Annotated in this window: 8 protein-coding genes; all 8 read left to right on the forward strand. The window is 63.8% G+C overall.

Going from position 1 to position 10596, the window contains the following annotated elements; translation table 11 throughout:
* The first annotated feature begins 1118 nt into the window (after positions 1–1118).
* The 8 genes from ACQEUX_RS33570 (at position 1119) to ACQEUX_RS33605 (ending at position 9969) form a co-directional block, all read left to right on the forward strand.
* Complete coding sequence (locus ACQEUX_RS33570; RefSeq protein ID WP_433057323.1) at positions 1119–2564, forward strand: APC family permease; 1446 nt, start codon at positions 1119–1121, stop codon at positions 2562–2564.
* A gap of 406 nt (positions 2565–2970) precedes the next feature.
* On the forward strand, positions 2971–3561 hold the full coding sequence (locus tag ACQEUX_RS33575) for a hypothetical protein (protein ID WP_433056952.1): 591 nt from the start codon (positions 2971–2973) through the stop codon (positions 3559–3561).
* Entirely contained in the window at positions 3558–4772 is a 1215-nt protein-coding gene (locus ACQEUX_RS33580) for a histidine decarboxylase (protein ID WP_433056954.1), read from the forward strand. Before ACQEUX_RS33575 ends, ACQEUX_RS33580 begins: the two co-directional genes overlap by 4 nt.
* 199 nt (positions 4773–4971) lie before the next feature.
* Positions 4972–5223, forward strand: a complete 252-nt coding sequence (locus ACQEUX_RS33585; protein WP_433056956.1) for a DUF397 domain-containing protein — start codon at positions 4972–4974, stop codon at positions 5221–5223.
* 85 nt (positions 5224–5308) lie between these two features.
* On the forward strand, positions 5309–5830 hold the full coding sequence (locus ACQEUX_RS33590) for a hypothetical protein (protein ID WP_433056958.1): 522 nt from the start codon (positions 5309–5311) through the stop codon (positions 5828–5830).
* A 13-nt stretch (positions 5831–5843) separates the two neighbouring features.
* Positions 5844–6746: a JmjC domain-containing protein gene (locus tag ACQEUX_RS33595; RefSeq protein ID WP_433056960.1), complete on the forward strand. Its 903-nt coding sequence runs from the start codon at positions 5844–5846 to the stop codon at positions 6744–6746.
* Positions 6747–7012: 266 nt separating this feature from the next.
* The gene (locus ACQEUX_RS33600; RefSeq protein WP_433056962.1) at positions 7013–9004 is read left to right on the forward strand and encodes an N-6 DNA methylase; all 1992 of its coding nucleotides are present in this window, start codon (positions 7013–7015) and stop codon (positions 9002–9004) included.
* On the forward strand, positions 9001–9969 hold the full coding sequence (locus ACQEUX_RS33605) for a hypothetical protein (RefSeq protein WP_433056964.1): 969 nt from the start codon (positions 9001–9003) through the stop codon (positions 9967–9969). Before ACQEUX_RS33600 ends, ACQEUX_RS33605 begins: the two co-directional genes overlap by 4 nt.
* Positions 9970–10596: the final 627 nt, after the last annotated feature.

The raw sequence follows: 10596 nt of genomic DNA on the forward strand, positions 1-10596 counted from the left end.
GGCCCAGCCCCTGGGTGCCTGGCTGGTACCGGACGTGGCCCAGCGTCCAGTGGTTGTGCGCCGCTACGCGCGGCTCGTGCTGATGCAGGGGCTGGAGCACGGCCGAGTCGATACGACCGACGATCGCGCGGCGGTGGCGGTGTGGTACGCGCGATTGGAGCCACCCCCGCCGGCTGCGCCTTGGATGTACGACCTGCATCGGCTTCTCGGCCGGCACGCGGCCCGGTTCGCGCTGCTGCACGCCTGTGTCGATGGGCTGCGTCCCCACCGTCCTCATCACCAGCTCACTCACGTCGCGGTCCGTTCTGGGCATGGGGACGCCGCGCAGGCGTTGCTGGCCGCCCACCACCAGACCCTGAACCTTGCGGGCTGCCGTCGTGTGCGGAGTGCAGCAGCGACCGGCCCGGAGACGGACTGCTCGCGCGAGGCGGTTATCAACCGCGCTCGCCGATCCTGCTCGCGCCAGGAGGTCCCGCTCTGTGGCGGATGTGGCGCCCTCAACCTGACGACGAGCAGCCCTGCGGGCCGGCTGGCGGTGGGCTGCCGCGACGAGTCCGCCTGGACCGCACCGCGACTCCTTTCCTTGGCCGCGTCATCCCGGCGGCACCGCCGCGTTCTCCCTGACCACCCAGTAAGGCACGGATTCGTTACCTGCTGGCGGCGACGTCTCGGCCAGCGGGCCACGTCATCACACCCTCATACCGAAGGAAGGCACCCCTCATGCTGACCCGAGCCACTCAGCCCACCACCGCCCTGCGACCACGGAGTCCCGCCGTGCGGCGATGGTTGCCAGCACGGATCGCCACCGCCTGCACCGGTACCGGCACCGACCTCACGCTCGCAAGTGATGTGACGACGGAGTACGCGTGGGGGTATGTGATCCGGCGCGAGTGGCCAGACGGGGATCACGACCTGTTCGGATTCACGGCCGATAGCGACACCGCGATTCGCCGGCTCCACCGCGACCGGAGCTTCTGGCGTGGTGGCCCGGTACGGCCGACGGCGGTCTACCTCGTGCCCGCCAACGCCGCCGAGGTGGGCGCGCATCCGGTAGATGGCTGCTGCAGGTCGGGGTGCCCGGACTCGCCGCAGCGGGGGCAGCGGTGAATTCGGCGCAGGTGCAGGTGGGGCTCGCGCGGCGGACGCTGACTCCGTTCGGGTTGTGGGTGTTTGGGGCGGCGGCGTCGGCGCCCATGGTGGTGCTCACCGGAGGCATCGTCGCCACCTATGCGACGACGAAGGTAACGGCTCTTCCTCTGACCTTCGTGGTCGTGGCGGGCACGGTCGCGCTACTGGCGGTCGGGTACGCGGCGATGGCCCGCCAGCTCGGGCATTCGGCGGCCTACTACGCGATCCTCGCGCACGGGGTGGGCCGGAATTGGGGTGTCGCTGCCGGCATGGTCGCGGTGGTGGCCTACAACGCGATCCAGATCAGCCTGTACGGGCTGTTCGGGGCGACGATGGCAACCCAGGTCGGCGGCACCTGGTGGGTATGGGCGGGCCTCGCCCTGGTCGTCGTCGGGGTGCTGGGTGTGCGGGCGATCGTGTTGTCGACCCGGGTCTTGGCCGTGGTGCTGGCCGTGTCGTTGCTGATCGTCGCGGCGTTCGTCCTCGCCGGGGTGGGGCAGCCGGCGGGCGGGGAGGTGTCCTGGGTCGGTTTCCACGCTTCTGGTTTGGCGGTCAGCGGCATCGGCGGTGCGGTCGCCTTCGGCGTAGCCGGGCTGATGGGCTTCGACGCGTCGGGGTCGCTCGTTGAGGAGGCCGTCGACCGTAGGTCAGTTGGCCGGGCCACCGTCGGCGGGGTCCTCGTTCTCGGCGGGGTGTATGCCGTTGCCGCGTTCGCGATGGGGGTGGCGGTCGGCCCTGACGTCGTTGGGGAGGTGGCCGGTGATCCGGCGTCCGGGTTGCCGTTCTCGGTCCTGGCGCGCCTGGGCAGCTGGTGGGTGGCCCTCGCGAGCGTGGTGCTGATCTTCGCGATCGTCACGTCGATGCTGGCGTTTCACTCGGTGTTCGCCCGGTACGTGTTCGCCATGGCTCGGGAGAAGGTGCTGCCGGCGGGTCTTGCCCGGACCGGTAGCACGACGCGGGTCAGTGCGCCGCGTGGTGGGTCGTTGATGCAGACGGCCGTCGCGGTGGTGGTGGTGGGGGTGTTCGCGTTCAGCGGCGCTGACCCGGTGGCGGTGATGTTCACGTGGCTGTCGGCGTTGGGGGCGATGGGCCTGTTGTGTCTGCTGTTGGCCGCGTCGGTGGCCGCGATGATGGCACCGGCCAGGGTGCGCGGCCCGCAGGCCGGTGCGTGGGAGTGGCGGCTCGCGCCCGCTCTGGGCGTGCTCGGCGGGTCGGTGGTGCTCGCGCTGATGGTCGGCAACGCCGGGTCTCTGCTCGGTGCCGCGCCCGGGTCGCTGTATCCGTTCCTGCTGCCGGTGATCCTCCTTGCCACCGCCGTTGCGGGCGGAGTGTGGGCCGGTCATCTGCGGCAGGCCCGCCCGGAGGTCTACGCCGGCATCGGCCGTGGCACACCAAAGAGGCATGCCGTTCCCGACGCCATGAACCTCTCGATCTGAGGAGGCGATGATGAGGACCCACGCGGCTACATCACCTGGTGGGCACTACAGCGTCGACCCCCTGGACCCGCGCTGGCAAACCGGCCACTCGCACGCAGCACCACCTGCCAGCCACCCCGAGCCTGTGGCCCCTGTACCGCCGCCCGGCTACGGCGCGGCCCATGTCCCCACCGGGTACCCGCGGCCACCCCACACCGCAGTTCCCCCCATCCCGCCCCCGCGCCCGTCCGGCTATGACCAGCACTCTGTTGACAGCGACGTGCCGGCTGCGGTGCGTCAGGCTGACCTGCACTTGGCTGACCTGCGCACACAGGTCGTATACCGGTCGAAGAGACTGAACACCGGCCACCTCATTGAAGCCGATCAGGCGTACGGGCGACGCGACGCGGTAGGCCCTCACGCGCTCATGCTGTTCTTCGTCTCCGACGCCCCCAGCGAGCCGCACGGCTACAAGCTGCACACCGCCTACCGGCTGTGGCCGCAGTCGCCGGACTCCGATGTCCTGCCACAACTGCTTGCGGAGATGACCGAGGTCGCCGCGGACAACATCGCCTCCATCGGACGCGAGTGGAGTCCCCTCGGACCTGAGGGTTCCATGGTCAACGGCGGGGACATGACCCTGCCTCCAGGTGCGCGGTACGTCGGCGTGGGTGTTAGCACCCTCGACTCCGACCAGGGCCGCTGGTACCAAATCGCCCGGACATTACGCGAAGCCGCCGCCGCTGGCCGTTATATGTCAGCGTTCAACCTCAAAGGTCAGTGCTACGTCCTGTTGACCGACGGCACCGCTCTGCACATCGACCGTGACCCGCAGGCCCGCCTCGGCGACGACGGCGTGCGCTGCAACAAGACCCTCAACCCAGACCGAATCGTCTACCACAACCCGTACGAGCACCTCACCGAACAGGGCGACGACGAAACCCGCGACATCTGGCGGCAGCTCACCGCCCTGCACCACACCCTCACTACACACCTGCTCGCGGGGCGGTGGGCGTGACCGGTCACCAGAGCCTCAGCCTCGCCGACGCCGCGGACCTCAGCCGCGCGCCGATCGACGTCACGGCCGTGCTCGACCACCTGATCCACGACGCCGACACCGCCGCCGCGACGAGCATCGGATTTCCCGGCGCCGTGGACCTCGACTACAGCGAGGTCATGACCCGCCTCGGCAACCGGCTATGGAACAACATCGGTGACCCCGCAGACCTTGGCGGAGTCGCCCACACCCGAGTGCTCGAGCGGGCCGTTATCGCCTGGGTCGCCGACACCCTCGCCATGCCGCGAGGCGACCGCTGGGGCTACGTCACCACCGGCGGCACCGAAGGCAACCTGTCCGCCCTGCACACCGCCCACCACCGCCACCCCACCGCCCGCATCTACTACTCGACCGCCGCCCATTACTCCATACCCAAGATCGTCCGGATGCTCGGGGCGCGGGGCGTACTGGTCAACGCCGACACGGGCGGGGAGATGGACTACGCGCACCTCGCCGCGCAAGTCAGCCGCCGCCGACGCTGGCCCGCGATTGTGGTGGCCACCGCCGGCACGACCCTGACCGAAGCCGTCGACGACACCACCTCCATCCGCGCCGTCCTCGATGAACAGCAGGTCAACGGACACCTCCACGTCGACGCGGCCCTGTCCGGCATCCCCCTCGCACTCGACGGCCGGCTACGCCTCGACGACGACAGCGGCATCAGCAGCATCGCCATCAGCGGCCACAAATTCCTAGGCGTACCAACGCCCAGCGGAGTCGTCCTCATCCGCGACCACGCCCGCCACACGGCCAGCCACATCGCCTACACCGCCACCCTCGACACCACCATCACCGGCTCCCGCTGCGGCCTGGCCGCCGCCCTGCTCTGGCACGCCATCGCCACCCACGGCCACGAAGGGCACCGCTGGCGAGCCACCCAAGCCCGCCGCCTCGCCGCCTACACCGTCGATCAACTGAACGCCGCCGACTGGCCAGCCTGGCGACACCCACACGCCTTCACCGTCGTCATGCCCACCCCACCCGAACAGGTGCGCAAAAAGTGGCTACTCGCCACCGACGCAGCCACCAGCCACCTCATCTGCATGCCCGGAATCACCCACGGCCAGGTCGACGCCTTCGTCGCCGACCTCACCGCCGCCGCGCCACCACGGTTGATCCCGCGACCCCGGGCCCGACGGGACGGTCTATCAACCCCGAGTAGGACGTTATGAGCCCCATGCCCACCGGTGCCCAGAGCCGTCCCGGCGATGCCATGGCCGCACCGCGTGCTGTTCTTTCGGGCGGTGTGCGCCGCCATCCCACCCATGGACCCCCGGACGGGCCGCTGCTGTTAGGGGCGCGGCCCGTCCGGGTGCACAACGGCGCGGAGACCGACTCTCCGCACACCACATCGAGGATCGGAGGATCCTGATGAAGAACGACCCTAGCGCAATCGACCTGTACGGCCTGCCGGTCGAGGGGGTGCAGCTGAGCAACTTCTGCGGCGGCAACCTCGGCAGCGAGACCCAGCAGTGTGTCCAGGTCGGCGCGATCCCGGGCGTCGAGGGCGCGTACGTCCTCGGCGACAGCAAGAACCCGGACGCCGGGCAGCTCCGCTTCACCGAGGGCGAGCTGGACGACTTCGCCGTCGGCTACGCCAAGAAGCGTGGCTTGACCGTCTGACCTCTCGGCCTACGGCACCATCACAGCATGAAGCGGGCCGCCCCCGCCCCCCACGGGGGCGGCCCGCCTGCCAGCGGAGGCGCAGATGATCAACTGGAGCGGGCACTGGCACGGGTTCGGGCCCTGGGTTGGCGCGCGGGACGAGTTCAACAAGGAGTACCTGCGGCGGCCGGGCGCGAACGTCACGGACGCGCACATCCGGGAACACCTATCCCGCGAGATGGCGCCCGCCGCGTTCCGTCAATGGCTTCTGACCCAAGGCGGAGCCAACGACTACACCAGAACGTTCCTCGCGAACGACATGACCCCGGTGCAGCTCGGCCACTCGCTGCTGAAGCTGACCAAGGTGTCCGCCGATCGGACGTGGACCGACGTCGACGACGCCCTGAGCTGGCTCGCCAAGACCTGGATCGACAACCCGCCCGGCGGCGACGTCCTGCCGCTGGAGAAGACGATCGAGTACAAGCGAGAAGCGCTCCTGCTCGGCAGCGACGTCTGCACCGGCTACTACACCCCCGGCTTCAGCTACGTCGACTTCACGATCATCTGCTGCCCGAACCGCTTCTTCCCGAACATTCCCTGCCCCTTGCCACCCCCGAAGCCATGAGAAGGGAGGGAGTATGTCGCTCAAGCTGCTGCTCCCCGAGGCCGGCGTCAAGGACCTGATGACCACTTGGCCGGACGAGGTCCGTGTCTACGACGGCGTGCCCGCTGAATTGGACCGCGTGGTCACCACCGAGGATCTGTACGACTGGATCGACACCGGGTGCGTGCCAGCCGCCGAGGTCGCAGTCGTGAAGTCGCCGAGCCCGTCCATCAATCCGCTGTCGTTCAGCGCCAACGGCCGGACCGTACCCGGTCGGCTGCGCTACCTGCTCAACCACGGCTACACCATCCGCTTTGGCCACATGGAACGCATCACCCCGAAGATCCATCGACTGGCGAAAGCCGTGCAGCAGGAGACGGGCTACAGCACCTTCGTCCATGCGTTCGTGACTCCGGCGGGTGAGCAGGGTCTACGGCACCACTGGGACCAGCAGATGACGCTCGCCATCCAACTGGCCGGCGAGAAGCGATGGAACCTGTGGAAGCCCCTCTTCCGATCCCCGATGCGTGACTACCACGACTCGTCGCTGACCTGGCAGGAGAAGTGGCGCGAGGACTGGACCGCGGCCGGTCCCGACGTCACCATCGACCTCAAGGCCGGCCAGATCCTGGTCCTACCCCGAGGCTGGGTCCACGACCCGCACAACGTCGACGATGCCGAGGACAGCGTGCACCTGACCATCGCCATCGGCGAGCGCACCCCGTACTGGGCAGCCGAAGAGATGATCAAGGATGCGATCCACGACGAGTCTCTGCGGCGCATCATCGCGCCCGCCGAGATGACCGGACCCGGACTGCATGACGTCGTCGAGGACACACGCAACAAGCTGATCGCATACCTGCAGACCGTGGACACGGAAACGTTCACCAGCCACCTGCGGCACCTGGGCTACACCACGCTGGAGTACAACCACTGATCGACGCCGCATCGACACGACCAGGCCCCCGGAGGATCGTCATCGGGGGTCTGGTCGCGGGCCGCGGGCTGTGCGCAGCACCACGCGCTGTGGGTCGACAGCCGACTCCGAGGATGGACGGGCGTTGCGCCGCTCGCCGCACCGATGGCCGGCGGTTCCCATGGGCCCCCTGCCTCATCCTGGTCGACATGGGCGCCGGGGTGATCAGACCGACACGCTGTCGTCCCGACCTTGTGCGATCGAACGCCAGTAGCAAGACTGTCAACATGCCCGCCAGCCCAGCCGTAGCTCCGACCGTCACCGTCGCAGGTTCCATCCCAGAGGGGAAGGTCCGCGACTTTCTAACTGGACGTATCGTCAACGACACCCCAGAGGAGTATGTGCGACAAAACCTGGAGAAGGCGCTAGTGCGTCAGTACAGGTATGAGCCGCGTGACTGTGAGCCAGAGTTTGCCATCAAGGTTGGGTCTTCTCGCCGACGTGTAGACATTGCTGTCTTCGCCGAGGGGCTTCCTCGGACTCAAGAGAATATCTACATCATCGTTGAGGCCAAGAAGCCCGCTACGAGTCCGTCTTCTCGCACTGAGGGCGTCGAACAACTCAAGTCCTACATGTCGGCGTGTCTTAATGCGAAGTATGGCGTCTGGACCAACGGTGACGATCGCGCATGCTTCGTTAAGCGTACAGCCGGGGGCCGGTCTGAGATTGAAGAGATTATCGAGATCCCCGCTCGCGGGCAGACTGAGGAAGAGGCGCAGAAGCCAAGTCGTCGAGATTTGATGCCTGCGACCGGACACAACCTGCTTTTCGCCTTCAGGCGCTGCCACAATTACATCGCAGCCAATGAGGGGAAGCAGAAGCCAGAAGCATTCTGGGAGCTCCTAAAGCTTATCTTCTGCAAGATCGAAGACGAGAGATCGCAGAACCTTTCATTCTACGTAACCGCTTCGGAGCGTTCGACAGGGACGTCTGCACTCTCAACCAAGGCGCGGATCGAGAAGGTCTTTCGTGACAAGGTCCTACGAAAGTATCCCACGATCTTCGTGGGGGCCGACCGCGAGATCGACCTTTCGGCAAGCGTCGTTGGCTATGTTGTCGGTCAGCTACAAGGAATATCGCTCCTAGCCTCACCTGTCGATGTCAAGGGTATCGCTTACGAGGAGATCGTCGGATCCAACCTTCGTGGCGATCGGGGTGAGTTCTTCACGCCGCGCAACGCATGCCGCATGGCTGTGCGGATGCTTGACCCGCAGCCGGATGAGCGAGTGATGGATCCAACATGCGGCACCGGCGGATTCCTGATCACCGCAATGAATCATGCGGTTCAGCGTATACGTGAGAATCACAAGGCTCAGTGGGTTGACCCTGACCATCCTACAGAGGCGGAACATGAGGAACTATGGCAGGCCCGGCGCGAGTATCTCAGCCAGAACGTATTTGGGTTAGACCTTAATCCTGCACTCGTACGCGCGGCCAAGATGAACATGGTCATGAATAACGATGGGGCTGGTGGTGTCTTTCAGGCTAATAGCCTGGCAAGTCCGCACCGGTGGAGCGAAAGAGCCGCCGAAAAGATCGAACTCGGATCAATGAAAGTGATCGTATCGAACCCCCCGTTCGGCACAAATATTCGGATCGACGACCAAGAGATCCTCCACCAGTTTGAGCTTGCAGCTGTTTGGGATCAAGGCGATGATGGCCGTTGGAGCATGCGTCGCGACCGCTCAGGAAACCCCATTTTCCAAAAATCCCAGCCTCCTGAGGTTCTGTTTATCGAGCGGTGCCTCCAGTTGCTAGAGGACGGGGGCAGAATGGCCATCGTTATACCGAACGGAATATTGAACAATCCCGCGCTGGGATACGTCAGGCATTGGATTCTGACCAACGCCCAGGTCATATCCGTCGTAGACATGGCTAGAGATTTGTTCCAGCCAAAAAATGATACTCAAACGTCCATGCTCCTTCTGCGGAAGCTAACCGCAGAGCAGCGCGCGGAGGCGCAACAGGGACGCTTGGATTATCCGATCTTCATGGCTATTGCCGAGACTGTTGGTCGTGATAAGCGGGGAAACGTGATCTACAAGAGGGATGAAACCGGCGAGGACGTTCTTGTCGAACGCACTGAGATCGTCTCTGAATTTGATCCTGTGAGCGGCGCAAGCGTGCCCCGCGAGAGCGTGGTTACCGAACGGCTAATCGACGACGAACTCGAACTTGTACCCGACGCATTCCACAGTTGGCTGATGGTGAACGGATGATCATCGACAGTATTTCGTCCAGCGATGTCCGCCTAGCAACGCGGCTGGATAGCTCCTACCACCTGTCTCCAGGGGTGAAGGCACTTGCGCGGGTTAGCGGAGTGTCGGTAGCTGGCGGGGATGTTGTGCCCCTCGGCAGCATCGCAAGAATTTGGGCGCCAAAGAGATTCAAGCGAGAGTACGCGGTTGGTTCCGAAGAGGCGGCGCAGTACTTGCGGCCATATGATGTCTTTGATTACCTGCCTGCTCCCGCAGATCTTCTATCGGTGAAGCATAACGAGGATATCGACCAGCTGCGACTCAGCGAAGATATGCTTATCCTGACCTGTTCGGGGCGGAACCTCGGTCCTGCCGTCGCGGTTGACCAGTACTTGCGCGAATTCGTCCTAAGTCATGACGCGATCCGCATAACGATCGATGAAGCGGAGCTTCGCTACTACGTGCTTGCCTTCATCAACTCTCAGGCCGGCCAAGCGCTTGTGCGCCGCGACATGAGCGGGTCCGTAATTGATCACGTGACTGTGAAGGATGCAAATCTGCTGCCGGTTCCAATGATTGAGTCCAATCTGCGCCGCCAGATAACGTCATTAATGACCAAGGCGATTGATCGGCGAGCTGAGTCGCGATTGGCGTTGAAGGGGTTGATTGAAGCAGCTGCGTCACACTTGCCAACCCCTCGTCGTTCGAAGCCGGTGATGGGATGGTCGGTAAATAGAAGCTCTCTCGGTGGCCGCCTTGATGCGGCGCCGTATTTTCCGTACGCGGCCGATTGCGCCGCAGTCCTCAGAGAAGCTGGCGGTCTACCCATTGAAGAAGTTGCCGATGTACATAAGCCGGCCAGTCGCTACAAGGCGTATCACGTGGGAGTCGAGTTCGGCAGGCCATTCTTGGCCGGCGGTCAACTGTTACAAAACAAGATCGACGAAGTCCAAGTTCCATGGCAAACCGTGTATTCGCGGGCTTGAATGGTATCTTCTGTTCAACGACTTGGTCCCCCCAAGCTGTTGGCAAGAACACGAAGGTTACTCTTCACCTACTAGGCTGGGGCCTCCTTTGGGCTCTGGGACTTCGAATTCTAGTTGGCGAAAGCTGGCTGGGGCTCTTACCTCTTTTTAACACACACACCCCGGGGGGGGGGGGGGGGGGGGGGGGGGGGGGGGGGGGGGGGGGGGGGGGGGGGGGGGGGGGGGGGGGGGGGGGGGGGGGGGGGGGGGGTATGTATACCCATGGCTTTCCACATATACCATATGCACACACACACACACACACAAAAAAACACACACACACACACTTTTTTTTTTTTTTTATCATCTTTAACTTTTTTTCCTTGTTTTTTTTTTTTTTTTTTTTTTTGGGGGGGGGGGGGGGGGGGGGGAAAAAAAAAAAAAAAAAAAAAACTTTTTTATTTTAAACTTTTTTTTACTTTTTTTTTTTTTTTTTTTTTTTTAAAAAAAAAAAAAAAAACTTTTTATTTTTTTTTTTTTCTTTTTTTTTTTTTTTTTTTTTTTTTTTTTTTCTCCCCCCCCCCCCCCTTTCTTTTGCCTTTTCCTTTTATTTTTCTTTTTTTCCACTTGTTTGAAAGCTTTTCTACC

This window comes from Micromonospora sp. CA-259024 (assembly GCF_050936255.1).
In the GTDB taxonomy this organism is placed as follows: domain Bacteria; phylum Actinomycetota; class Actinomycetes; order Mycobacteriales; family Micromonosporaceae; genus Micromonospora.

Bases quoted from the DNA above. Each gene is read 5' to 3' on its own strand.
- ACQEUX_RS33575 (WP_433056952.1), top strand. From the start codon at position 2,971: ATGCTGTTCTTCGTCTCCGACGCCCCCAGCGAGCCGCACGGCTACAAG.
- ACQEUX_RS33585 (WP_433056956.1), top strand. From the start codon at position 4,972: ATGAAGAACGACCCTAGCGCAATCGACCTGTACGGCCTGCCGGTCGAG.
- ACQEUX_RS33590 (WP_433056958.1), top strand. From the start codon at position 5,309: ATGATCAACTGGAGCGGGCACTGGCACGGGTTCGGGCCCTGGGTTGGC.
- ACQEUX_RS33595 (WP_433056960.1), top strand. From the start codon at position 5,844: ATGTCGCTCAAGCTGCTGCTCCCCGAGGCCGGCGTCAAGGACCTGATG.
- ACQEUX_RS33600 (WP_433056962.1), top strand. From the start codon at position 7,013: ATGCCCGCCAGCCCAGCCGTAGCTCCGACCGTCACCGTCGCAGGTTCC.
- ACQEUX_RS33605 (WP_433056964.1), top strand. From the start codon at position 9,001: ATGATCATCGACAGTATTTCGTCCAGCGATGTCCGCCTAGCAACGCGG.